Raw genomic sequence first — 24,731 nt, 5'->3', positions numbered from 1 at the left:
CTCCCCGCTCAAGGCTCGTGACGCAAATACCCATCCGTCGACGGATCGCGCATACGCAACGACACGAGGCCCGCGATCGCACACATCGCCGTCACGTACCAGAAGAACATCGACTCGAGGCCGGCCTGCTTCAGCCACAGCGCGACGTATTCCGCCGAGCCGCCGAAGATCGCGTTCGCGACTGCATACGACAAACCCACCCCGAGCGCGCGCACTTGCGGCGGGAACATCTCCGCCTTGATCAGGCCGCTGATCGACGTATAGAAGCTGACGATCGCGAGCGCCACGACGACCAGCGCGAAGGCCGCGTACGGGCTCGTCACGTCTTTCAGCGCATGCAGGAGCGGCACCGTGCCGAGGGTTGCAAACAGGCCGAAACACAGCATCGAGCGGCGCCGGCCGATACGGTCCGACAACGCGCCGAACACCGGCTGCATCAGCATGTAGACGAACAGCGCGGCGGTCATGACCGAGCTCGCGGTCTTTGCGTGCATGCCGGCCGTGTTGACCAGGTACTTCTGCATGTACGTGGTGAACGTATAGAAGATCAGCGAGCCGCCGGCCGTGAAGCCGAGCACCGTCATGAACGCGGTCTTGTGCTCCCACAGCCCGCGCAGCGTGCCCGCTTCCTTGCGCTGGCGCGTCGCCGCGGTGGTGGTTTCATCGAGGGATTTGCGCAGATACAGCGAGATCAACGCGGCCATTGCGCCGATCACGAACGGCACGCGCCAGCCCCACGCCTTCAGCTCTTCGGTCGTCAGCGCCTGTTGCAGGATCACGAGCACGAGCAGCGCGCACAACTGGCCGCCGATCAGCGTCACATACTGGAACGACGCGAAGAAGCCGCGCCGGCCCTTGAGCGCCACCTCGCTCATATAGGTTGCGCTGGTGCCGTATTCGCCGCCCACCGAAAGCCCCTGCAACAGCCGCGCGAAGAGCAGCAACGACGGCGCGAGCGCGCCGATCTGCGCGTAGGTGGGCAGCATCGCGATCACTAGCGAGCCGCCGCACATCATGAATACCGAAATCATCATCGCGGTGCGGCGACCGCGTTTGTCGGCGAGCCGCCCGAAGAACCAGCCGCCGATCGGCCGCATCAGGAAGCCGGCGGCGAACACGCCGGCCGTATTCAGCAACTGCGTAGTCGTGTTGCCGCTCGGGAAGAACGACGGCGCGAAGTAGAGCGCCGTGAACGAATACACGTAGAAGTCGAACCACTCGACGAGATTGCCCGACGAAGCGCCGACGATGGCAAAAATGCGGCGCCGTGTATCGTGCGCCGAGGCCACGGCGAATTGCGCGGTTTGGTCGTTCATGCTGATGTCTTTCCTTATTTAAACGAGGAGGACGGTCGTGACGCCGCCTTGATGTCGCGCGCCCGGCCCGACCGGCCGTCGCGGGTGAGCGGATTTTACATAGTTGAAAGCGGAAGATGGGATGTTGTCGAACGACCCTGATGAAAGCCCTGGGATGAAAGCCTTGAGCGCAAGCAGGGATCAATTGGCGCGGCAACAAAAGCGAAGCCCCCGCCAGGTGAGGGACCGGCAGGGGCTTTCCGGGTGACGCGAACCGCTCGGGCCGCGCTCAGGCGCGCTCAGATTCTCACCGAAGGCGGCACATACCGGCAGTCATAGCGCTTTCTGACGGTGCCGTTTTCGTCGACGCTCTCGAGGAACACGTCGAATTGCCACAAACGCGCCATGTGCTTGAGCACTTCGTCACTATCGGACGACAGATGGCGGTTATCGCTCATGAAATGCCGCAACGTGAGACTGCGGTCCCCACGCGTGTTGACGGCCCACACCTGAATGTTCGGTTCGCGGTGATGCATGTCGTACTGCCGCGACAGCGCCTGGCGCACGTACTGGTAGCCGCTATCGTCGTGAATCGCCGAGACTTCGAGCGCGTCGCGCATATCGTCGTCGAGCACCGAGAACAGGCGCATTTCGCGAATCAGATGCGGCGACAGATACTGCGCGACGAAGCTCTCGTCCTTGAAGTTGCGCATCGCGTAATGCAGCGCGGGCAGCCACGGACTGCCGGCCAGATCCGGAAACCATTTGCGGTCTTCGTCGGTCGGCGCTTCGCAGATGCGGCGAATGTCGCTCATCATCGAAAAACCGAGCGCATACGGGTTGATGCCGCTGTAATACGGCTTCGTGACCGGCGGCTGATAGACGACGTTGCTGTGCGAATGGAGAAACTCCATCATGAAGCCGTCTTCCAGCTTGCCCTGGTTGTACATCGTATTGAGCAGCGTGTAGTGCCAGAACGTGGCCCAACCTTCGTTCATCACCTGCGTTTGCCGCTGCGGATAGAAGTACTGACCGATCTTGCGCACGATGCGGATCACCTCGCGCTCCCACGGCTCGAGCAGCGGCGCGTTTTTCTCCGCGAAGTACAGGAGGTTTTCCTGCGGCTCGGGCGGATAACGCTCTTCGACCTCTTCGGGCAGCGGCGTATGGCGCGTGGGCAAGGTACGCCACAACTCGTTGACCTGCGACTGCAGATACGCCTCACGTTCGCGACGCGCGGCGAACTCTTTCTGGAGCGACAGCTTCTGCGGCCGCTTGTAGCGGTCCACACCGTAATTCATCAGCGCGTGGCACGAATCGAGCAGCTCCTCGACGCGATCGAGCCCATAGCGCTCCTCGCACTCCGCGATGTAGTTCTTCGCGTACACGAGGTAATCGATGATCGCGTGGGCGTCCGTCCACAAGCGGAACAGATAGTTGCCCTTGAAGAACGAGTTGTGGCCGTAGGCCGCATGCGCGATGACGAGCGCCTGCATCGTCATCGTGTTCTCTTCCATCAGATACGCGATGCAGGGATTCGAATTGATGACGATTTCGTACGCGAGCCCCATCTGGCCGCGACGATAGCTTTTTTCGGTCGCAAGGAAGTGTTTACCGAACGACCAGTGTCGGTAGTTCACCGGCATGCCGACGGACGCGTAGGCGTCCATCATCTGTTCGGCGCTGATGAGTTCGAGCTGGATCGGATACACGTCGAGTTCGTATTGCTCCGCAACACGGGCAATATGCGAGTCGTACTCTTCGATTAATTCGAAGGTCCAGTCGGACGGGCACGGCAGAGGCCGTCTATCGGCTATGTTCATACGGACTTCCCTTTGCCCCTCGAGGGGGCGTTCCGGTGTGTCCCGTGCCGCAGCATCGCGGACTGCTCCGGCGCGAGCGGCTCCCGTGCTGGCCGCTCCAGCCTCGGCATGCCCCGACTGTTGCTGCGGCACGCCTTGGTAGCGCTGCGGTGCGTCATACGACGGGCTGCCTCAAGTCGCACGACTCGCCGCGCGCCTCGTCGCTCACGTGCTTCAGGGATAACCGGCGTTCTATCACGAAGTCGCCGCCTGCTTCTCGAACAACTCGCGAAAGACCGGATAAATATCGGCCGCGGTTTCGACCTTCTTCATCGCCATATGCGGTTGCGATAGCGCCAGTTGCGCGTATTCGAGCCACAGATTCTGCTCTTCGGGCGTCACCTGAATATACGCAAAATACCGCACCTTATCGAGGATGTCATCCGAGAGTATCTTGCGGCACTTCGGCGAGTCGTCGGTCCAGTTGTCGCCATCGGAAGCCTGTGCCCCGTAAATGTTCCATTCAGCCGGCGAGTAGCGCTCGTCCATGACCTTGCGCATCAGTTCGAGCGCGCTCGACACCACGGTGCCGCCGCTTTCGGTCGAGTGGAAGAAGGTGTCTTCGTCGACTTCCTCGGCGCGGGTATGGTGGCGAATGAACACCACTTCGATGCGCTCGTAGTTACGCTTCAGGAACAGGTACAGCAGGATGAAGAAGCGCTTGGCGAGATCCTTGCGCTGCTCGTCCATCGAGCCGGACACGTCCATCAGGCAGAACATGACCGCCTGGCTCGACGGCGTGGGCTGCTTCACGCGATTCACGTAGCGCAGATCGAACGGATCGATAAACGGAATCCGCCAGATGCGTCCTTTCAGATGGTGGATGTCGTCTTCGAGCAGCTTGATTTCTTCGCGGCGATCGGCGGGATCGGCCTTCAGTTCCTCGAGCTGCCGCTCCATCTCATGCAACTGGTTGACGAGCGGCGCGCCGAGCGCGATGCGCCGGCCAAGCGCGCTGCGCAGCGAACGCACCACGTCGATGTTGTTCGGCGTGCCCTCGGCGGCCCAGCCCGCGCGAACGCTTTTCCACGTTGGCACAGCCATCAGATGGGTTTTGACGAGACGCGGCAGTTCGAGATCGTCGAAGAAATACTGCATGAACTCTTCGCGGCTCAGCTCGAACACGAAGTCGTCCTGACCCTCGCCCTCGTTGCTGGCCTGACTGCCTCCACCGCCGCCGCCCCCGCCTTGCGGGCGCTGGATCTTGTCGCCGCGGATGTAGTCCGAGTTGCCGGGATGCACCATCTCGCGCCGGCCGCCCGGTCCGTGACGGAACGACGGCTCCGCGATGTCCTTGCGCGGAATGGTGATGCTCTGGGTGTTCTGGATGTCCTTGATGCTGCGATCGCGCACCGCCTCCGAAACGGCGCGACGAATATAGTTTTTGACGCGGCGCAAAAAGCGCTCGCGATTCGCAATGCTCTTGTTCTTGCCTGCCAACCTGCGGTCGATGATTTGATGAAGCACGCCCGGTCTCCCGTCCCATGCAACCGCGATCCGCTGCGGCCGCACCAATATTTCGGGTGTGCGAGACGCCCGCCACGCAGCGCAATGCTATGCGGCTTGCGCCTCGCCGGTTGCCCGTACGGCCAGGCCATACGGGCGGCACACCATAAGTATCACGCGAGCGTCATGACGACTTGCGCACGCGCAGATACCAGTCGCACAGCAAGCGCACCTGCTTCGGCGTATAGCCCTTCGCCACCATGCGATTGACGAAGTCTTCGTGCTTGCGCTGCTCTTCGGCCGAGCCCTTCGCGTTGAACGAGATCACCGGCAAGAGCTCTTCCGTGTTCGAGAACATCTTCTTTTCGATCACGACGCGCAGCTTCTCGTAGCTGATCCATGCGGGGTTCTTGCCCGCATTCGCAGCACGCGCACGCAGCACGAAGTTCACGATCTCGTTGCGGAAGTCCTTTGGATTGCTGATGCCCGCGGGCTTCTCGATCTTCTCCAGTTCGGCGTTCAATGCGGCACGGTCGAAGCTTTCGCCGGTGTCGTGGTCGCGGAACTCCTGATCCTGGATCCAGAAGTCCGCGTACGTGACATAGCGGTCGAAAATGTTCTGACCATACTCCGAGTACGACTCCAGATACGCCGTCTGAATCTCCTTGCCGATGAACTCCGCGTAGCGCGACGCGAGCACGTCCTTGATGAACGACAGATACTTCTGTTCGGTTTCCGGTGGGAACTGCTCGCGCTCGATCTGCTGTTCGAGCACGTACATCAGATGCACCGGATTGGCCGCGACCTCGGTCGAGTCGAAGTTGAACACGCGCGACAGAATCTTGAACGCGAAGCGGGTCGACACACCGGTCATGCCTTCGTCGACGCCCGCGAAATCGCGGTACTCCTGGTACGACTTCGCCTTCGGGTCGGTGTCCTTCAGATTCTCTCCGTCGTAGACCTGCATCTTCGAGAACAGGCTCGAGTTCTCCGGCTCCTGCAAGCGCGTGAGCACGGACATTTGCGCCATCATCTTCAGCGTGCCTGGCGCGCAGACCGCGTTGTACAGCGACGAGTTGCGCAGCAGCTTCTCGTAGATCTTGACCTCTTCGCTATAGCGCAGGCAGTACGGCACCTTGACGACGAAGATCCGGTCGAGCAGCGCCTCGTTGTTTCGGTTGTTGCGGAACGCCTTCCATTCCGATTCGTTCGAGTGCGCGAGAATGATGCCGTCGAACGGAATCGCACCGAACCCTTCCGTGCCCTTGAAGTTGCCTTCCTGGGTCGCGGTGAGCAGCGGGTGCAACACCTTGATCGGCGCCTTGAACATTTCGACGAATTCGAGCATGCCCTGATTGGCGAGGCACAGGCCTCCCGAATAGCTGTAGGCGTCGGCGTCGTCCTGCGCGTACTGTTCGAGCTTGCGGATGTCGACCTTGCCGACCAGCGACGAGATGTCCTGGTTGTTCTCGTCACCCGGTTCGGTCTTCGAGATACCAATCTGACGAAGAATCGACGGATAGCGGCGCACCACGCGGAACTTGCGGATGTCGCCGTTGTACTCATGCAGGCGCTTGACCGCCCACGGACTCAGGATACTTTTCAGGTAGCGGCGCGGAATGCCATATTGCTCTTCGAGGATCGGGCCGTCTTCCTCGTAATCGAACAGCCCGAGCGGCGATTCGTTGACGGGCGAGCCCTTGATCGCATAGAACGGCACGCGTTCCATCAGTTGCTTCAGACGTTCCGCGATCGACGACTTGCCGCCGCCGACCGGTCCCAGCAGATACAGGATCTGCTTCTTTTCTTCGAGCCCCTGGGCCGAGTGCCGGAAGTAGGCGACCACCTGCTCGATCACCTCTTCCATTCCGTAGAACTCGCGGAATGCGGGGTAGACCTTGATGACCTTGTTCGCGAAGATCCGCGATAAGCGCGGATCGTTGCGGGTGTCGATCTGTTCCGGTTCCCCGATTGCCGTCAACATGCGTTCGCCAGCCGTGGCGTACGCGGCGGGATTGTCTTTGCAGAGCGCGAGATACTCCTCGAGCGAGAGCTCATCCTCCCGTGTTTTCTCGAAGCGGGTCGCGAAACTGCTGTAGATATCCATGCTACCTCCTCGCCGAAGTCTGGAGCGATGTCGTGCGCGGCGCGCTATTCGGAAACGACATCGCTCGAATTCATCCTAATCCCTTTTAAATTTTTTTTCACGAACTACGTTGCGAAACCGCGCCGTAGCCGCCCTGCCACAGTCCTCCACTTGGAAACAAAGTTTCGACCATCTACAATTTCCCGCTCGCGCTGTAGCGAGTCACCTCCTCTGTTGCTCCGCTGTACTGCTGCTTTCTTCAACACCGCATCGCTATTCAGTGCTCCTGTACGACATCGCTATACCGCTGCATCGCGCCCTGTCGCCGCGTGGGTAATGCACGTACCGTACCTGCACCTTCACCCCGCCATAAAAGAGCGGCCGTCTGCGCACGCACACTTCGTCGTAACAAGCGGGCACGCGATGGGTTTTCGCTGGCCGCCGCTCTCATAGATGTATACGGAAAAACGAGGCGAAGTTGCAACAAAGCGTTCGAACAGGTTAACGACTCAAAGGCCGCCACCCTTTCGCATTAGCCAAAATAAAAACGGCCGCCCTCGGGCAGCCGTCTGCGATGTTGCGTCGTAATTTGTGTAACGACCGCCGCTCGATCAGTCAGGTCAATTCGATTTCCACTTCACCGAGCCCGTCGATATGACCGCGCACGATGCCCGGCTCGTCGATCTTGTGCGCACCGACATACGAACCCGTGGTCAAGGTCCAGTCGCGCTCGATCGTGATGCCCATCGCCGCGCAATGGTTGACGAACCACACGAGCAGCTCGCGCGGATCGCCCGCCGGATTGCCGGTCACCTCCGGCAGCAGCGAATGGCCGTTCAAACTCAGCTCCAACTCCGGCGACACGAAGTCGAAGCCGCGCGCAAGGCTCGCGTAGACGGCCGGATGTCCGGTAACCAGCGCGCCGTTGTTCTGCGCATCGGCCAATTGCGCGAGCGGTGCGACGTTCGGCCATTCGGCAAAGCGGCTGTCGACGATCTCGATGGCCGGCAGCACGGCGCCGAGCTTCGACAGCACCTCGTCGCGCGCATACGCCTGGGCGCGCGGCTCGATCGTCACATCGAAGCGGAACGCGATCTCGAGTTCGACCAACACGCGAAAGAATCTCTCATGCGCGAGCCGCGCCGGCGACGGCACCACCAGCGAGGCTGGAATCGGCGCGCCCGAAGCCGCGCCGCCCGGCGACTTCGCGCCGATCTTCCACGCGCCGGTCGTCTCGCCGAGACCCGCGATCACGGCCTGCTGGATAGCGTAGGCGGTCGCCGCATCGGGCGGCAGGCTGTCGGGTGCGGGCGCATCGATCGGACGATGCTGACGGCGCGCCTCGACGAGGTGTTGCGCAAGGTCGTATCGCGTCATGTCGGTTCTTTGTGGCTGGCGCATGGCAGGGATTCACAGGGCTTGGCGATAGGGAGGAGCCGCCCGTTCGAGGTGCGGGTGGGCGCGCCCCGTGCAGACGGACCGGGGCCGTGCCCGTCAATGTACCGGATCGCAGCGCGTGACGGTAAAAGGCAACGGCGCGCAAACGTTAAATCGTGTGCACACCCTAAAAAAATCCGCGGATGCGGAAGCTCCTGCCCATGTGCACGTCGACCTGAGCGATCTCAGAACGTCTCCCATTCCTGATCGCCACCGGCCGTCGCCGCGGACCGGGCCGCCGCGTGCACGGGTGCGGCCGGCGCCTGCGGCGCGACAGCGGCTGTGGCTTTGGCTGTGGCCGGGATCGATGCTCTCGCCGGCGCGGCCGGCTGCACCGAGCCACGCGCGAGCTTGCGCGGGCGCGTGGCGATCGGGCTCGGGGAAGCCACGCGCTTCGGTGCAGCGGGCGCCCCCGCTTCGTGAGCCCCGCGGCCGCTGTCGTCGACCTGGAACACGGCAACCACGCTGCGCAGCCGGAGCGCCTGCTCCTCGAGCGACGACGCCGCGGCCGCCGCTTCCTCGACGAGCGCCGCGTTCTGCTGTGTGACCTCGTCCATCTGCGTGACCGCGCGCGCGACCTGGTCGATGCCGCCGCTCTGCTCCTCCGACGCCGCCGCGATCTCGCCCATGATGTCGGTCACGCGCTGCACCGCGCCGATGATTTCGCTCATCGTGCGGCCGGCCTCATCGACGAGCGCGGAGCCCGAGTGCACGCGTTCGACCGAGGTATCGATCAGCTCCTTGATCTCCTTGGCCGCCGCCGAAGAACGCTGCGCGAGGCTGCGCACCTCGCCCGCGACGACCGCGAAGCCGCGCCCGTCCTCGCCGGCACGCGCCGCCTCGACCGCCGCGTTCAGCGCGAGGATGTTGGTCTGGAACGCGATGCCCTCGATGATCGAGATGATGTCGGCGATCTTCGCCGAGCTCTGGTTGATTTCGCCCATCGTGCCGACCACCTGGCCGACCACCGCGCTGCCCCGGTTGGCGATCTCCGACGCGTTGGCGGCGAGCGCGCTGGCCTGGCGGGCGTTGTCCGCGTTCTGGCGCACGGTGCCGGTCAGCTGCTCCATGCTCGACGCGGTTTCCTGCAGCGCGGACGCCTGCTCCTCGGTCCGCGACGACAGGTCGATGTTGCCCGCTGCAATCTGCCGCGTCGCGGTCGCGATCGACTCGCTGCCGCCACGCACGCTCCGCACCGTTTCGGTGAGGCTGTGCTGCATTCTGGCGATTCCTTCGAGCAGTTGCCCCATTTCGTCGCGCGACGTCACGACCACCGGACGGCGCAAATCGCCGGCCGCGATCGCGTCGAAATGGCCGAGCGCTTCGCCGAGCGGACGCGCGATCGCGCGGCTCAGCGTCAGATACGACAGGGCCGCCGCGATCACGCCGACCACCAGCGCGCCGATGCTGACGATGCGGAACGTCTCGAAGTTGCTCTGCGCGGAGTTATAGCCCTGGCTGGCCGAATTGAACTGGAACTTGCGCAGTGCATCGTCGGCGCCGACGAGGTCATTGAACACGACCTGCAGATTCTTCGCATCCTCGATCAACCTGGTCTGATCGTTCGCCGTGATCGCCGCCGCGAACGCGTCGAGCTTCTGACGCAGTGCGTTGCGCTTCGCGGCGACGTCCTGCGCGAGCCGCTCTTCGTCCGCGCCGCGCGGCAGCTCCAGATATTTCTTCCACCACATCTCGGACTGGCCGCTGAGCATGCGCGCGCGCTCGAGCGTCGATGCCGCATCCGGCGTGCCAGCCTGGAACGCGGCGCGGTCGAGCGCGAGGCGTTCGCGCGCCACGTACATTTCCGCATTGCCGACGTTCACCGCGCTCGGCATCGCGTCGGTGAAGGTGCTCATATAGGCGTCGTTCGAACGGCTCATGCCGACCAGACCGAAAACGCTGATCGCAACGAGCAGCGCGGCGAGGAACGCCATCGTGAGACCGATTCGCGCCTTGATCGTGATGCCTTTATTCAACATGCTTGGTCCTGTGTTCTGTACTGACGGAGAGGTTGCCTGCGCAGCATTGGGCGGCGTGTTTGTTTTTTTGGTCCGGCGTTTTTGAGTGAACGCTCTAATCCCGTTTACGGCAACACTCAGGAAGACTTGAAGCATTTAAAACGTCTGAAGAATGACGTTGAAAGACGTTGAAAGAGGATTGATTGGAGACGGTGCAGTCGCGCGCGTTTGGGGCGACGCCGATGGACTTGTCAAAGCACGAGTTTTGAGGTATGCGGCGGGGCTGGGGTTGTGGGACGAGCGGGGAGAGTCGCTCGGCGCGGTGGCGCGGTGGCGCAGTGGCGCAGCGGTTCGATCAGGCAGCGGGCGAGCGCGCTCACGCCGCGACGGCTTCAGGCGAAAGCCTCGACCTCGGCGCTGGTGGGAATCGACGGCTGCGCGCCTGCGCGCGTCACCGATAACGCGGCGGCGCGCTGCGCGAAGCGGATTGCCGCTTCGACGCCCGCACCCTGCGCGAGTTGCGCCGCAAAGCCGCCGATGAAGGTGTCGCCGGCCGCGGTCGTGTCGACCGCCTCGACGTGCGGCGGATCGTACAGCGTCGCAGCCGCGCCTTCGAGCGCCGCGTGTACACCGCGCGCACCGAGCGTGACCAGCACGTTGCGCGCGCCGGCCGCGCGCAGCGCGGCGGCGGCCCGCGCGGCGTCGTCGGGCGAGTCGACGGGCAGGCCGCTCAGCGCGGCGGCCTCGATTTCGTTCGGAATGAGGTAGTCGATCAGCGGCAGCCAGTCGGCCGGCAACGGTCCGGTGGCGGGCGCCGGATTCAGGATCACGGTCTTGCCGAGCCGCCGCGCCTCCGCTAGCGCCGCGCGCACCGACTCGGGCGGCGTTTCGAGCTGGCAGACCACGACAGCGGCGGCGGCGAGCGTCGCTTGATGCCGCGCGATGGTCGCCGGTGTGACCTCGCCGTTGCTGCCCGCGACGATCACGATGGTGTTCTGGCTCGCGTCGTCGACGACGATCAGCGCGACGCCGCTCGGCTCTCTGCCGGTTTCGACCGCCGCGCAGTCGATGTGCTCCGCTTCGAGGCCCGCACGCAGTTGCGCGCCGTTCGCGTCGGCGCCGACGCAGCCGAGCATCGACACCTGCGCGCCGAGCCGCGCGGCCGCAACGGCCTGATTGCCGCCCTTGCCGCCCGCGACCTGCGCGAACGTGCGGCCGGCCAGCGTCTCGCCCGGCTGCGGCAGGCGCGGTGAACGCACCACGAGGTCCATGTTCAGGCTGCCGACCACCGTCACGCGTGCGCGCGCATCGTTGCTTGCCACTTGAATGTCCTCCGTTGCGCGGCGGGCGGCGTTGCTATCCCGCGCGCGCGTCGCCCGTACCACCCATCAAGCTGCCAGATCGCGCCGCGCGTCGCCCGCCCATGTCGCGGTGGATTCGCGCACGATCAGCCGCGGCGACACGACGTGCCGGCGCGCCGGCGCGCGCGCAGCATTGTTCGACGATGCCTCGGCGATCCGCTCGACCAGCGTCTGCGCGGCCTTGTCGCCGAGCGCGCGCACCGACTGCCCGACCGTCGACAGCGACGGAAACGTGAAGCGGCCCAGCTCGATATCGTCGAAACCGATGATCGAGCAGTCGCGCGGCACGCTGATATTGCGTTCAGCCGCCGCACGCAGGGCGCCGATGCCCATCATATCGTTGCCCGCGAAAATCGCCGACGGCCTGACCGTATCGAACAGCTTCGCGGCCGCGCGGTGTCCGCCCGCACCCGAAAAATCGCTTTCCACGATCGCATCGGCCGGTATCCCGATGCCGCACTCGGCCATCGCGCGAATGAAGCCGTGCACGCGCATCGCGCTGACCGCGGTATGCACTTGCCCCGTGATACAGCCGATCCGCACATGCCCGAGCTCCAGCAGATGCCGCGTGGCCAGATACGCGCCCCGCTCGTGATCGATCTGCACGAGGTCCGCGTCGACTCCTTCGATGTTGCGGTCCACCACGACGAGCGGTTCGCGCGAGTCGGCAAGCGTCTGCGCAAGGACCGCGTCGTCGCCGGCCGATGCGACGATTAGTCCGTCGATGCGCTTTTCCTGCAGCACCCGCAGGTAATTGCGCTGCTTCGCGGGATCGTCGTCGGAATTGCAGAAGAACACGCAGTAGCCGTTGCGCGCGCAGCCGTCCTCGATGCCGCGCGCGAGCTCGGCGAAATACGGGTTGGTGCTGTTCGGCACCACGAGTCCGATCGTCGCGGTCGCACGCGCCTTCAGCGAACGCGCTACCGCCGACGGCACGTAGTGCAGTTGACGGATCGCGTGTTCGACTTTCGCGCGCACATCGGCCGACACCGGCCGCGAGTTGTTCACGACATGCGATACCGTCGTGAACGACACACCCGCCACGGCCGCTACATCCTTGATCGTCGCCATAACTTGTTGTTCTCCCGTTGACCTGAGCTGGTGCTTCGGCACCGACCCGGATCCCATGCAAAACCGTTACGGTCTGTCGTTCGCTCCGGCCGCGCCGCCTCGCGACCCGCCGGACGTCCCCATCGAGGACAGACCACACTCATTCGTCGCTGCGCGGCAGCGCATGCCTCAGACGCGTTTGCGGCGGCTGCGGTACGTGTCGAGCACCACCGCCACCACGATCACCGCGCCGGTGATCATGCGCTTGGTCGGCTCGTTCGCACCGATCTGCGCAAGGCCTGCCGCCAGCACCGAAATGATCAGCACGCCGAAGAACGTGCTGATTACCGAACCGCGCCCGCCCATCAGACTCGTGCCGCCGATCACGACGGCCGCGATCACCTGCAACTCCAGGCCGACGCCCGCGTTCGGATCGGCCGCCTCGAGCCGCGAGATCTGGAACAGCGCCGCGAGTCCCGACAGCGCGCCCATCAGCGCGAACACGATCACCTTGTACGGCCGCGGATTGACGCCCGCGAGCCGCACCGCTTCCTCGTTGGTGCCGATGCCGACCAGATAACGGCCGAACACCGTGCGCGTCAGCACCAGCTGCGCGACCACCATCACCGCGACCGCGATCAGGAAGGCCGGCGAGATGCCGAGCGCGATCGGGTTCGACAGAAAATCGAACGCGTCGCCGATATACGCGGTGCGCGAATTGGTCATCTGATACGCCATGCCGCGCGCCGCCTCGAGCACACCGAGCGACACGATGAACGACGGAATCCGCCAGCCGACCGTCACCGCGCCGGTCACGGTGCCGGTCAGCGCCGCGACCGCGACTCCGAGCAGCGCACCCGCGGCCGGCCCCCAGCCCCACTTCAGCGTCACCACGCTGACGACCGACGCCCCGAGCGCGAGTACCGACCCCACCGACAGATCGATTCCCGCGATGATCAGCACGAAGGTCATGCCGACCGACATCACGACGAGATCCGGAATCTGGTTGGCGATCGTGCTGAAGGTGTCGTAGGTCAGAAAGTGCGAACTCAGCAGCGAGAACAGCACGATCATCGCGAGCAGCGCGCCGGCCAGACCGAGGTAGTTCGAAAAGCCGAGCCGCGTGCCGGCCGGCTTGCCGCTCGCGAGCGGCGCCGATGGGTCGGCGGGCGCGGTCGCGAGCGGCGCGTCCGGCGCGCCAGCCTGCTGGCCGCCCTGCTTTTCGCCCTGTTTGACTCCCGCCGCGTCGCGCCACGATTGATCGGTCATCACAGACTCCCTGCTTCGTTGGCGGTGTGCGTGTGCAGGAGCGCTTCGCGGCCCCGGTAGCCGGCGAACGCGGACGCGAGCAGCGCATCCTGGCTCCAGTTCGCCCGCTCGAACACGCCTGTCATACGGCCCGCGGACATCACGCCGATCCGGTCGCAGATCAGCATCAGCTCGCGCAGATCGCTCGACACCATGACGAGCGCGCGACCCTCGCGAGCGAGCGCGCCCATCAGGCCGTAAATATCGAATTTCGCGCCGACGTCGATGCCGCGCGTCGGTTCGTCGAACAACAGCACGCGACAGTCACGTGCGAGCCAGCGGCCAATCACGACTTTCTGCTGGTTGCCGCCCGACAGCTCGCCGACGACCTGCGCGGGCCCCGAGCTGCGAATGCGCATCGCGGCGATCTGCTTGCGCGCGAGCGCGTTCTCGCGCTTCGCGTCGAGCACGCCGTGGGCCGCGACGCTGCCGAGATTGCCGAGCGATATGTTGGCTGCGACCGGTTGCGGCAGCAGCAGGCCTTCGCCCTTACGGTCTTCGGTGATCAGCGCGATGCCCGCGCGCACCGCGTCCGCCGGCGAGTCGATCCGCACCGGCGTGGGCGGCGCGCCCGGCGTCGCGGCGAGCGACACGCTGCCGCCGTCCTTCGGATCGGCGCCGTAAATGAGCCGCATCAGCTCGGTGCGGCCCGCCCCGATCAGGCCGCTCACGCCGAAAATCTCGCCTGCGCGCACCTCGAACGACACGTCGCGCACGACCTTGCCGCGCGCGAGACGCTCCACTTTCAGGAGCGGCGCGCCGATGTTGCGTTCGCCGAGATCGATATGCTCGCCGAGTTCGCGCCCGACCATCGAGGTGACGATCTGCTCGCTCGTCAGGTTCGCCATCGCGTCGACCTGCACGAGGCGGCCGTCGCGCAACACGGCGACCCGTTCGGCCACGCGTGCCAGCTCCTCGAGCCGGTGCGAGATATACACGAGCGCAACGCCGCGCGCCTTGAGCCGATCGATCTGCTCGAACAGCAGATCGACCTCGCGCGCGGTCAGCATCGCGGTCGGTTCGTCGAGGATCAGCACGCGGCAGTCGCCGATCAGGTTGCGGGCGATCTCGACCATCTGCTGATGACCAATGCCGAGTTCGCCGACCAGCGTGCCGGGATCGATCGCATCGAGCCCGACCTGCGCCATCGCCTCGCGCGCGTTCTCGCGCAGCCTGCGGCGATCGATCCAGCCGAAGCTGAACGCGCCCGCGCGCGGCAGCCGGTTCAGGAACAGGTTCTCGGCAACCGACAGCGTGGGCAGCAGATTCAACTCCTGCATCACCATACGCACGCCGAGCGCCTCGGCCTCGGTGCGGCTCGCGGGTGCGTACGGCGCGCCGGCAAGCCGCATCGTGCCGGCGCTCGGCTCGACCAGCCCGCCGATGATCTTCGACAGCGTGCTCTTGCCCGCGCCGTTCTCGCCGGTCAACGCCAATACCTCGCCCGCCCGCAGCGACAGCGACACGTCGGCGAGCACCGGTTCCGCATAGGTCTTGCCGATACCGCTGACGGTCAGCACGACAGGCAAGGCGTCGTGGTCGTTTGAATCCATCGCGCTCCTGGTTGCATGGCGCTTACAGCGCCTTCGTGGCGCACCGGCGGCCCGCGGCGCGTGCCGCACGGCGAGCCGCGCCCGGCCGCCACGAGTCATGCCGGCCCACTGCGCGGAATACGCAGGTGCTCATGGCCGCGCTTCCTCTCACCGCGCGAACCGCCGTCATGACGCTTGTCTCTGGAATTAACGGCGGCGCGGTGGGATTCTTGAGCGTTCGTTGAATAAAAACGAAAGCCGGGCGCCGCGCACTTACTTCAGGGTCTCCTTCGTCACCAGAACGACCGGCGTTTCGACGACGCCCGACAATTGCGACTGCTTCCTGTTTTCGCTCAACGCCTTCAAGGCGGTATCGATGCCGAACACGGCCTGCTTCGCCGCGAACTGGTCGGCGGTGGCGAGCACGCGGCCGTCCTTCAGCATCGGATGGATCGCGCCGATGTTGTCGTAGCCGACCACCAGCACCTTGCCCTGCTTGCCGGCCGCACGCACGGCCGACACCGCGCCGATCGCCATGTTGTCGTTGCCGGCGAGCAGCGCCTTCAGGTTCGGATACTCGTTGAGCATCGCCGAGGCGACCGCGTTGCCCTTGTCGATTTCCCATTCGCCCGACTGCACCGACACGATCTTTGCGCCGACGGCCTGCATTGCGTCCTTGAAGCCCGCGGTGCGTTGTTGCGCGTTGGTGGTGGTCGACACGCCCTCGATGATGCCGACCTCGTCGCCGGCCTTCAGGCGTTTCGCGAGGTAATCGCCGACCATGCGCGCGCCCTTGCGGTTGTCGGGGCCGACGAACGGCACGTTCAGGTCTTTCGACTTCAACACGTCCTGATCGAGCCGGTTGTCGATGTTGACGACGATGATGCCCGCGTCGACCGCCTTCTTGACGACCGGCACGAGCGCCTTCGAGTCGGCCGGCGCGAGCACGATCGCGTCGACCTTCGAGACGATCATCTGCTCGACGATGCGGATCTGGCCGGCCGTGTCGGTTTCGTCCTTGATGCCGTTGGTGATCAGGTCGAACTTGTCGGGGTTGTGCTTCTGATAGTCCTTCGCGCCGTTCTCCATGGTCAGGAAGAACTCGTTGGCGAGCGACTTCATCACGAGCGCAACTTTCGGCTTATGCGGCGCGTTCTGCGCGTAGGCAGCGGGAAAAGGCAGGATGGCGGAGGCGGTGGCGAGAACTGCGGCAGCAAGAATGCGACGGCGGGTTCGATGGCTCATGCGAATCTCCTGGTTTTCAGGCTCGATGGCGAGCCGTATTTTTTGTGATGCGCAAACGTTTGCGATCGCTATTCTCGATGCAAGCCTTTCGGAATGTCAACGAATCGCGGTGTTGCAATGCACCGGCGCGCAGCCTCCGTGGCGCCGCGATGCGCTCGATCGATCCGGGCAGCGTGTGGCAAGGGTCGCTCGCTCGGTCCGTGCAGTCGATATCGCCTGTGCGCCGCACGCGGCGCGACGCACAGGCCGCTTATGCTGGCCTGGGATCGCGCGCGCCGCAAGGGAAACCGCGAGGAAATTGAGCGATGCGCCCGCTACAGCCAGCCGGCCTTGCGAAAACGCCGGTACAACACGAAGTCGATCGCCAGCATCACCAGCAGAACGACCGGATAGCCGTACCTGAAATGCAGCTCGGGAATGCGCTCGAAGTTCATCCCGTAGATGCCGGCGATCATCGTCGGCACCGCGAAGAGTGCCGCGAACGAGCCGAGCCGCTTGGTGATCTCGCTCTCGGCGAGCGAGATCATGCCGAGGTTCACCTGCACCGCCGTGACGACGATTTCCCGCCGCCCCTCGATGGTTCTGACGATCCGGTCGAGGTGGTCGTAGACGTCGCGGAAGTACGCCTGCATGCCTGCGCAGATGCTCGGAATGCGCCCGCCCGTCAGTTTGCCGATTGCTTCCTGCAGCGGCACGATATGGTGCTGCAGGGTCACGAGCCGGCGCTTCATCGTGTACAGGTCCTCGATGATCGCGCGCGAGGCGGCCGAATCGTTCTTGTCGAAAATGCGGTCCTCGAGCGTTTCGAGCTCGGCGCTCATCGCCTCGATGACCGGGAAATAACGGTCGACCACGTCGTCGAGCAGCGCGTACAGCACGAACCCGGAGCCCTCCTTCAGCAGGTGCGGCTCGCGCTCGCAGCGTGCCCGCACACTCTGAAAACCGGTGCGCGTGCCGCGGCGCACCGACAGCGCATAGTTGGTGCCGACGAACACCGCCACTTCGCCGATCAGGAGTTCGCCCTGGTCGTCCAGCTCGACGGTGTGCATCACGGTAAAGAGCGAATCGCCGTACTCCTCGATTTTTGGGCGCTGATGACCATGTTGCGCGTCTTCGATCGCGAGCTCGTGCAGATTGAACTCGTCTTTCATCACCGCGAGTTCGTCAGGGTCCGGATCTTTCAGCGCGACCCAGACGAAGCACTCGGGCCGCGCGATGTAGTCGCTGATGCTGTCGATATCGATGTCAGCGAGTTTCCGGCCGTCCTGATAGGCGGCGCAATTGATCAGCATGTTCGGATTACCTTGATACGGAAGCAGACCGCGCCGCTCTCTGGCGAAAGCTTCGCGTAAGACGGGCGCCGGGTCTCGGGTGCACGGACAAGCACGCTTGCAGACGGCTTGCATCAGCCGCCATGTTAAGGCGCGATGGGGAAGCTGCGCGTATCCGATTGTTAATGAACGCCGCGCCACTTGCGTGGCGCGGCGTTCTTCTTCATGATCGCTGCAAAGGCAGCCGCACGATCAAGGAGACTGCGATGTGGTATTTCACCTGGATTCTCGGCGTGGGTGTGGCGCTCGGCTTCGGCATCATCAACGTGTTGTGGCTCGAGACCAACGGCAAGTTCGCGCGCGACCCGCGTCCCGATGCCGCCGCGCCGCAGGAGGACAAGCCGGCGTGAGTTTGCTGGTTTTCTTTTGTGGTCACGCGGGCACGGGCAAAACGACGCTTGCAAAAATGCTGCTCGGCCCGCTCATGAAAGCGAGCGGCTCCCCCTTCTGCCTGCTCGACAAGGACACGCTGTACGGCCGCTACAGCGCGGCCGCGATGGGCCTGCTAACCGGCGATCCGAACGATCGCGACAGCCCCCTGTTCCTCCAGCATCTGCGTGAGCCCGAGTATCGCGGCCTCATCGACACCGCGCGCGACAATCTCGAACTCGGCGTCAGCGCGTTGATCGTCGGCCCGCTCTCGCGCGAGGTGCGCGAGCGGCGTCTGTTCGACCATGCGTGGCTGGGGGTCGCGCCGGACGTGCAGCTGCGCGTCGTGTGGGTGCAGACGTCGGACGAAGTGGCGCGGCAGCGGATCGTCGCGCGCGCCGATCCCAACGATGCGTACAAGCTCGCGCACTGGGACGACTACCGGCAGCGCCGCTTCGTGCCGGGCGGCGCGAGCCGCAAAGGTCTGCTGTGGTTCGACAATACCGCGCCGGCGCCGGCGGACTACGAAACGCTCGTTGCGCGGATCGTGGCTCAGTGACAGCCGCCCTTCGAGCGGCGCCGCCAGCGACCGGCGCGTGATCACGACCTGAACCTCAAACCGTCGCCATCGCTTCCAGCGACCGCCCTTCGTACAGCTTGCCGAAGCGGTTCGCGAGGAAATCGCCGAGCGCTACCTGCTCCTGACGCACGAAGCCCTTGTGCGGCAGTTTGCGCTCGCGGAACAGATCGAGCACCGCGCACATCGCGCCGGCCGTCGTGATCTGGATCGCGCTCATCGGCACGCCGCACACGGTCTTCGCGAAGATCTTGCGCGTGAACACCTCCTGCACGAGCTGGGCGTCGCGCATGCCGCTCACCGTGATGAACACGAGCACGACGTCTTGCGCGGTCGACGGCACCGAGCGGCGCATGATGGTCTTCAGCGTATCGCGGTCGCTCGACAGACGCAGATCTTCCAGCAGGAACTGCATCAGGTTGCGATGACCCGGATAGCGCACCGACTTGTAGTCGAGCGATTCGACGCGGCCCGACAGCGTCTCGCACAGCGTGCCCAGCCCGCCCGACGTGTTGAATGCTTCGTACTCGGTGCCGTCGAGCGAGAAATGCTCGAGACCTTCGAGCGGCTGCACCCATTGCGTGCGGCCGTCGCGGATCGCCTCGCACGGCTGGCAGTACTCGTTGATCAGGCCGTCGACGCTCCACGTCAGGTTGTACTTCAGGGCGTTGGTCGGGAACTCGGGCAGCGCGCCGACGCGCATCTTCACGTCGCGGATTTCCGTGAAGCGGTTCGCTAGCTCGTGCGCGGCAATGCCGATGAAGCCCGGCGCGAGACCGCACTGCGGCATGAAGGCGTGATCGGCGTCGTCGGCGATCGCACGGATCGCGTGCGTCGCGCGCACGTCCTCGGTCAGATCGAAGTAATGCACGCCCGCGCCCTTCGCGGCCGATGCGACGTTGACCGCGAGGTAGTACGGCAGCGCGTTGATCAGCACGTCGAAGCCCTCGATCGCGGCGCGCAGCACGGCGGCGTCGGCGGAATCGATGCGGCGCGTCGGAATGCCCTGGGCAGCTAGCTTGTCGAGCGCGTGCTGATCGCGGTCGAACGCGACGACTTCATAGTCGCCCGTCTCGCGCAACATATGGGCAATGGTGTGACCGATCAGACCTGCGCCAACGATCGCTACTTTCATCTGCTTCTCCTTGTTATGCGTGCCGTTTCCGGGCTTGAAAAGTGAGCCGCGCGTGGCACGCGGCGCCTGCGGGCCGAACCCTTCGACGACAGTGTAGGAAGAAGCAAAAACAGTTCATACGCGCAAAATGCTGCGCTATGACCATCAGATTCGACGTTCCGACGAACCGGTCGAACGATTAGTCGAAAAACCGTAAACAAGACGTCAACGCGGAACTCGCGAAGCAGCGCGGACTCACACCGTGCCGCGGTCGATCTTGCGCGCGAGGATGATCGACGTCGTGGTCCGCTCGACACCTTCGAGCCCGCCGATCTGATCGAGCAGATCGTTGAGCCGTTCCGGCGAATCGGCGCGCAGCCATGCCACGTAGTCGAACTCGCCGCTCACCGCGCACAGCAGCTGCACTTCGGGCATTTTGCCGAGGCGCTTCTGGACGGCCGCCCCGTGCTTCGGCGCGATGATGATGCCGACATACGCCACGATGCTCGAATCGAGTACGTCCTGGCCAAGCCGCACGCTGTAGCCGGCAATCACGTTGCTGCGTTCGAGCCGCGCGATGCGGGCGATCACGGTCGTGCGCGCCACGCCGAGCTGGCGCGCGAGATTCGCGACACTTTCACGCGCGTTGGCTTGCAGCAATGCAACGAGGTTGCGGTCGAGGTCGTCGAGCTGATCGAGGCGCGGAGGTCTCATCGGAGGGAAAAGGAAGTTGGTCCGGAATGTCGCGGATTATCGCGCGTCCGCGCGGCCAGCGGCGCTGTGTCAAGGGGTGCGGCAACAGGAGCGAAGCACACGGTGGGACGGGGGCGGGGCAATGGATCGGGGCGAACGCCGCAAACGCGCGAGCCGTTTCCCGTTCGTTTCTGTTGTAAGCGTTTGTCGCACAGGAATCGGATTGGACGAATATCGTGTTACTAATAGCGGCGACAGCCGAACGCGGCAGCCGCGTCGCCGCGTGCCGGGTCTCGATACGCACAGACATCAGGAGTTTCGATGAAAAAAGCACTGGTTTTGCTGGCTACGGCCGTTTCGATGGGCGGCGCTTTCGCCCAAACCGCCGCGCCGGCCGCGGCGCCGGATACGGCCCAGTCGGCCTCGGCGGCCAAGGCCGGCCACGAACGCAACGTCGAAGACCGCATCGCTTATCTGCACTCGCAACTGCAGATCACCCCCGCGCAGGAGGCGCAATGGAAGACGTTCGCCGACGTCATGCGCAGCAACGGCGAGACGATGAGCCAGCTGTTCCAGCAGCGCAAAGAGGCCACCAACGTGAGCGCGCTCGACGACATGAAACAGTACGCAACGATTGCGCAAGCGCACGCGGACGGCATGAAGAAGCTCGTCGATGCGTTCGAGCCGCTGTATAGCAGCCTGTCGCCGGAGCAGAAGAAGCTTGCCGACGTGACGTTCCACCGGGGCGGCCCCGAGGGGGCTCATCATCGCGGCCACCATGGCAACGGCGGCAAGGCCGCGGCCGAAGCCGCAAGTGACGCGACCGCGAAGCCGTAACGCAAGAGCGCGCCCGCCGCGCACATTGCCGCCTTGCGGGCGCGGTTCCGCTCGGACGTCATCGATTTCGACCGCACCGCTCCTCAGCCTCGCAAAACGCCCCGGCCGCTCCATGCATCTGGCATGATTCGGTTGCGCAGTGCCGGGACTGGCTATCCGTCCCGGCGGCCCGGCACACGATCGCCTCAGCGCTACGCCTCCCTCTAACTTCCCCCCCGCTTCATGACCGAACTCAGGAATCTCGATCTGCGTGACGATCCGCACGCTCAACGCGTCGTCAAGGACGAAACGGTAAGCGTCGAATTCGCCGCCGCCGAAGGCCAGTTGATGAGCCTCGAAGGCCCGAACCGCTACGTGCGCGGCGACGCGCTGATCACCGGCTCGACCGGCGACCGCTGGGTCGTGTCGCGCGAGCGTTTCGACGCGAAGTACGTGCCCGCCGATGCCGCGCTCGCGCACGGCGAACCCGGTGCCTATCGCAACCGCCCGGCGGTCGTGCTGGCTCGCCGGATGGACGAGGCTTTCTCGCTCGCGCGCTCGGCAAGCGGCGGCGACGTGCTGCACGGCGCGGCCGGCGACTGGGTCATGCAGTACGCGCCCGGCGACTATGGCGTCGTGCAGGCCGCGCGTTTTGCGAAGGTCTATCGCCTCGCGGATTGAAACCGCTTCTGCCGCGCGTCATGCGAACTCGTCGCCGAGATCCACCGTGACTTCGCGCGGCACCGCCTCGCCGTTCGCATACATTTCTTCGAGCGAGCCCAGGCTCGCTTCGACGTACGCGCGCAATACCGCGAAGCTGCGGCCGCGCAAGCGCGCCGGCATCGCGCGATAACGCGCGAGCGCCGCCGGCGCGATCGCGACCGTCATCACGATACGGCGCGCGGTCGAACCGAAGCGCATCGCGACCCAGTGAATCGTCAGCGCGGGCGTGCCGTCCTCGGCCGCCCGCTCGATGAATTGCGTCTGCTCGGGAAACAGATCGCTGATGACGCGCGCGAGCTCGCCGAACTCCGGATGCGCGCAGTCGTATTGGTAAGCTTCCATGAAGGCTGCCGGGAATTGAAGATCCTGAAACGTAGGCGCATTTTAGAGAAACGCTCGTTGGATAGCGAGGCGCGTGGCTGCGTCCACGCCCCCATCCGCTCATGCCGCGTCCGGCCGCCGGTAATTCCGTATCAGCAGTCCCACGACGAACACCGCTGCCACCGCATAGATCGTATCGGCCGCCGCGAGCGGCAGTAGCCGCGCCTGGGTCATGGCGGCGGGCACGTCGATCAACGCGTGCGCCACGATCGCAACCGGCAGGATGGCGCGCGAACCGGCCCGCACGCCACGCCACATCAGCACCGACAGGCCGATCTGGAACACCAGCGCCGCAATGCGTTCGAGCGCGAAAATGCCGGCCAGTTGCGGCGTCAGGCTCGCGAGAATCAGATGCACGCGCATCACCGCTTCGGACGGAAGATTGGCGAGATAGTCACCGAGCTGGCCGCGATTTTCGAGGACCGCGAACACGAGCCACTGCAGCTGTACGAGCACGCCGACCATCCACGCTTCCGCGCCGCCGTGGCCGAGACCATAGCCGAGCGCGGCGCCATCGTCGGCACGCATGGCGGCCGTGCGCGCCTTGGCCGCCGTGCTGGCAACGGTGCTGGTATCCGCGCTTGCGTCAACGCCTGCGTTCGAGTCCGCGCTCGCTTTGCTTCGCACCCCCGGCCGCGCCGCGGCGCGCTTCATGAGCAGCCGCATGCCGAGGAACCGCCCCACTTCCTCGCAAACGCCCGCGGCCAGCGCACCGTAGACGACGAACGCGAGCGGATGCGCCAGCAACGCCGCCGTCGTCTCGTTGCCGCGCAGCAGATAGTCGTTCAGCGCACGCTCGATCACCATCGCGAACAGCGCGAATACCGCGACACCGGCAATCGCGTCGCGCGGCCTGAGCGCGAGCGGTTCGCGCAACTGCCGGTAAATCAGAAACGGTAAGGCGGCGATGACGAGCGTGGCGAGCGCGAGGCTCGCGAGGGTAAGCGGTGCGACGACCATGAGTATCCTTGCGGGTGTTTCGTGCGATCCCCGGCGCGCGACTGCTGCGCGCCGCAACCACGAATGATCGCAGATTGCCCGCGGATCGTTCGCGATCTCAGCGCGCCGTGGACGCGCGCACGATCAGCTCGCCGGGCAGCAGGCAGTCGCGCGCGCGCGTGTGCACGCCTTCGATGCGCTCGTGCAGGAACTCGACCGCGCGATAACCGATGTCGTAGGTCGGCTGACGGATCGTCGTGATACCCGCGAGTTCGGCCCAATCCGGGTCGTCGATGGAAAGCAGCGCGACACGGGTCTGCCAGTTCGCGCCGTAACGCGCTTTCAGATGCAGCGCGAGGCGCAACGCGACCGGTGCGTTGGCCGCGAACAGCGCGATGCGCGACATTGCACCGGCGAGCCTCGCACCGGCCCCGCTCGATGAGTCGATTGCACGGTCCAGTTCCGCGAGGCCACGCGCGAGCGTGTCCATGTCGGCGAGATCGAGCACCAGCGTATGACCGCGCGCGCGGCCAGCGTCGCGCATCGCGCGATCGAACGCTGCGACGCGCAGCTGCCGCGAGCTGACCTGCTCGAACGGCTGCACGACGAACCAGATGTGCTCGAAGCCCTGTTCGAGCAGATGCCGCGTGCCCAGTTCGGCGGCGGCGCCATTGTCGAGACCGACCATGTCGGCAGCCAGCCCCTCCACCCGCCGATCGACCAGCACCGCCGGAATCCCGCCGCCGCCGACCGGCCGCAACGTCTCCTCGCGCACGCCGATGGCGTTGACGATCACGCCTTCCACGCGATACGTGGTCAACAACTGCAGATAGCGCCGCTCCATCTCGACTTCGTTCGCCGCGTGGCAGATCAGCGGCATCAGGCCGAGCGCGTGACACGCGGCCTCCACGCCTTGCAGCACTTCGACCGAGTACGGGTTGGTCAGGTCGGCGAGCAGCATGCCGATCAGCCTGTTGCGGCCTCGCTTCAGGCCGCGCGCCATCTGGTTCGGCTGATAGTCGAGCCGCGCGATCGCGGCCTCGATGCGTGCGCGCAGCTCGGGCGACAACACGCTCATCTCACCGTTCAGATAGCGCGAGATGCTGGTCTTGCCGGTGCCGGCTTCGCGCGCGACATCGGTGATCGTCGCACGGCGCCTCGGCGGGGGAGACGGATCGGGTGGCGTGCTGGGCGGGGTCGTGCTCATT

At 64.9% G+C, this 24,731-nt stretch carries 21 protein-coding genes; 4 read left to right on the top strand and 17 right to left on the bottom strand.

Annotation, left to right across the window (positions count from 1 at the left end; genetic code table 11):
• Positions 1-8 precede the first annotated feature (8 nt).
• From LJ655_RS27255 to corA, 12 genes are all read right to left on the bottom strand, one after another.
• Positions 9-1,316 (bottom strand): MFS family transporter, encoded by a 1,308-nt coding sequence (locus LJ655_RS27255; RefSeq protein WP_230564275.1) that lies wholly within the window; start codon positions 1,314-1,316, stop codon positions 9-11.
• Between the two features lie 278 nt (positions 1,317-1,594).
• On the bottom strand, positions 1,595-3,118 hold the full coding sequence (locus tag LJ655_RS27250) for a SpoVR family protein (RefSeq protein ID WP_230564274.1): 1,524 nt from the start codon (positions 3,116-3,118) through the stop codon (positions 1,595-1,597).
• A 234-nt stretch (positions 3,119-3,352) separates the two neighbouring features.
• Positions 3,353-4,624, bottom strand: a complete 1,272-nt coding sequence (locus LJ655_RS27245; RefSeq protein WP_230564273.1) for a YeaH/YhbH family protein — start codon at positions 4,622-4,624, stop codon at positions 3,353-3,355.
• 163 nt (positions 4,625-4,787) lie between these two features.
• Positions 4,788-6,710, bottom strand: a complete 1,923-nt coding sequence (locus LJ655_RS27240; RefSeq protein WP_230564272.1) for a PrkA family serine protein kinase — start codon at positions 6,708-6,710, stop codon at positions 4,788-4,790.
• A gap of 594 nt (positions 6,711-7,304) precedes the next feature.
• Positions 7,305-8,066, bottom strand: coding sequence for a 2-keto-4-pentenoate hydratase (locus LJ655_RS27235; RefSeq protein WP_230564271.1), 762 nt, complete (start codon positions 8,064-8,066; stop codon positions 7,305-7,307).
• 245 nt (positions 8,067-8,311) lie between these two features.
• Positions 8,312-10,105, bottom strand: a complete 1,794-nt coding sequence (locus LJ655_RS27230; protein WP_230564270.1) for a methyl-accepting chemotaxis protein — start codon at positions 10,103-10,105, stop codon at positions 8,312-8,314.
• Positions 10,106-10,476: 371 nt separating this feature from the next.
• Positions 10,477-11,406: a ribokinase gene (gene rbsK, locus LJ655_RS27225; RefSeq protein WP_230564269.1), complete on the bottom strand. Its 930-nt coding sequence runs from the start codon at positions 11,404-11,406 to the stop codon at positions 10,477-10,479.
• 66 nt (positions 11,407-11,472) lie between these two features.
• Entirely contained in the window at positions 11,473-12,516 is a 1,044-nt protein-coding gene (locus LJ655_RS27220; protein ID WP_230564268.1) for a LacI family DNA-binding transcriptional regulator, read from the bottom strand.
• A 168-nt stretch (positions 12,517-12,684) separates the two neighbouring features.
• Positions 12,685-13,764 (bottom strand): ABC transporter permease, encoded by a 1,080-nt coding sequence (locus tag LJ655_RS27215; protein ID WP_230564267.1) that lies wholly within the window; start codon positions 13,762-13,764, stop codon positions 12,685-12,687.
• On the bottom strand, positions 13,764-15,356 hold the full coding sequence (locus LJ655_RS27210) for a sugar ABC transporter ATP-binding protein (protein ID WP_230564266.1): 1,593 nt from the start codon (positions 15,354-15,356) through the stop codon (positions 13,764-13,766). Before LJ655_RS27210 ends, LJ655_RS27215 begins: the two co-directional genes overlap by 1 nt.
• A 252-nt stretch (positions 15,357-15,608) precedes the next feature.
• The gene (locus LJ655_RS27205) at positions 15,609-16,580 is read right to left on the bottom strand and encodes a sugar ABC transporter substrate-binding protein (protein ID WP_230564265.1); all 972 of its coding nucleotides are present in this window, start codon (positions 16,578-16,580) and stop codon (positions 15,609-15,611) included.
• 314 nt (positions 16,581-16,894) lie between these two features.
• Entirely contained in the window at positions 16,895-17,872 is a 978-nt protein-coding gene (corA, locus tag LJ655_RS27200; protein WP_230564264.1) for a magnesium/cobalt transporter CorA, read from the bottom strand.
• A 245-nt stretch (positions 17,873-18,117) separates the two neighbouring features.
• On the opposite strand from corA, the gene cydX reads away from it, so the two are divergent.
• On the top strand, positions 18,118-18,261 hold the full coding sequence (gene cydX / locus LJ655_RS27195; RefSeq protein ID WP_230564263.1) for a cytochrome bd-I oxidase subunit CydX: 144 nt from the start codon (positions 18,118-18,120) through the stop codon (positions 18,259-18,261).
• Positions 18,258-18,839 (top strand): P-loop nucleotide/nucleoside kinase family protein, encoded by a 582-nt coding sequence (locus tag LJ655_RS27190; protein ID WP_230564262.1) that lies wholly within the window; start codon positions 18,258-18,260, stop codon positions 18,837-18,839. The genes cydX and LJ655_RS27190 overlap by 4 nt, the downstream gene beginning before the upstream one ends.
• Positions 18,840-18,894: 55 nt before the next feature.
• On the opposite strand, the gene LJ655_RS27185 is transcribed toward LJ655_RS27190, so the two are convergent.
• Both LJ655_RS27185 and LJ655_RS27180 read right to left on the bottom strand, forming a co-directional pair.
• Positions 18,895-19,992, bottom strand: a complete 1,098-nt coding sequence (locus LJ655_RS27185) for a saccharopine dehydrogenase family protein (protein WP_230564261.1) — start codon at positions 19,990-19,992, stop codon at positions 18,895-18,897.
• 234 nt (positions 19,993-20,226) lie between these two features.
• Positions 20,227-20,685 carry an Lrp/AsnC family transcriptional regulator gene (locus tag LJ655_RS27180; RefSeq protein ID WP_230564260.1) on the bottom strand — a complete coding sequence of 153 codons (459 nt, stop codon included), beginning with the start codon at positions 20,683-20,685 and terminating at the stop codon, positions 20,227-20,229.
• Between the two features lie 300 nt (positions 20,686-20,985).
• Between LJ655_RS27180 and LJ655_RS27175 the strand changes: the two genes are divergently transcribed.
• Entirely contained in the window at positions 20,986-21,501 is a 516-nt protein-coding gene (locus tag LJ655_RS27175) for a Spy/CpxP family protein refolding chaperone (protein ID WP_230564259.1), read from the top strand.
• Positions 21,502-21,723: 222 nt separating this feature from the next.
• Positions 21,724-22,161 carry a PGDYG domain-containing protein gene (locus tag LJ655_RS27170; RefSeq protein WP_230564258.1) on the top strand — a complete coding sequence of 146 codons (438 nt, stop codon included), beginning with the start codon at positions 21,724-21,726 and terminating at the stop codon, positions 22,159-22,161.
• 18 nt (positions 22,162-22,179) lie between these two features.
• Here LJ655_RS27170 and LJ655_RS27165 read toward each other — a convergent pair whose 3' ends face one another.
• From LJ655_RS27165 to LJ655_RS27155, 3 genes are all read right to left on the bottom strand, one after another.
• Positions 22,180-22,545 (bottom strand): DUF3022 domain-containing protein, encoded by a 366-nt coding sequence (locus tag LJ655_RS27165; protein WP_230564257.1) that lies wholly within the window; start codon positions 22,543-22,545, stop codon positions 22,180-22,182.
• A 99-nt stretch (positions 22,546-22,644) separates the two neighbouring features.
• Positions 22,645-23,544 (bottom strand): YhfC family intramembrane metalloprotease, encoded by a 900-nt coding sequence (locus LJ655_RS27160; protein WP_230564256.1) that lies wholly within the window; start codon positions 23,542-23,544, stop codon positions 22,645-22,647.
• Between the two features lie 97 nt (positions 23,545-23,641).
• Positions 23,642-24,730: a LacI family DNA-binding transcriptional regulator gene (locus tag LJ655_RS27155; RefSeq protein WP_230564255.1), complete on the bottom strand. Its 1,089-nt coding sequence runs from the start codon at positions 24,728-24,730 to the stop codon at positions 23,642-23,644.
• Position 24,731: the final 1 nt, after the last annotated feature.

It is taken from the genome of Paraburkholderia translucens (genome assembly GCF_020881035.1).
Classification (GTDB): domain Bacteria; phylum Pseudomonadota; class Gammaproteobacteria; order Burkholderiales; family Burkholderiaceae; genus Paraburkholderia; species Paraburkholderia translucens.
The sequence above is the reverse complement of the archived record's forward strand: the minus strand, read 5'-3'. Positions and strand labels throughout refer to the sequence as shown.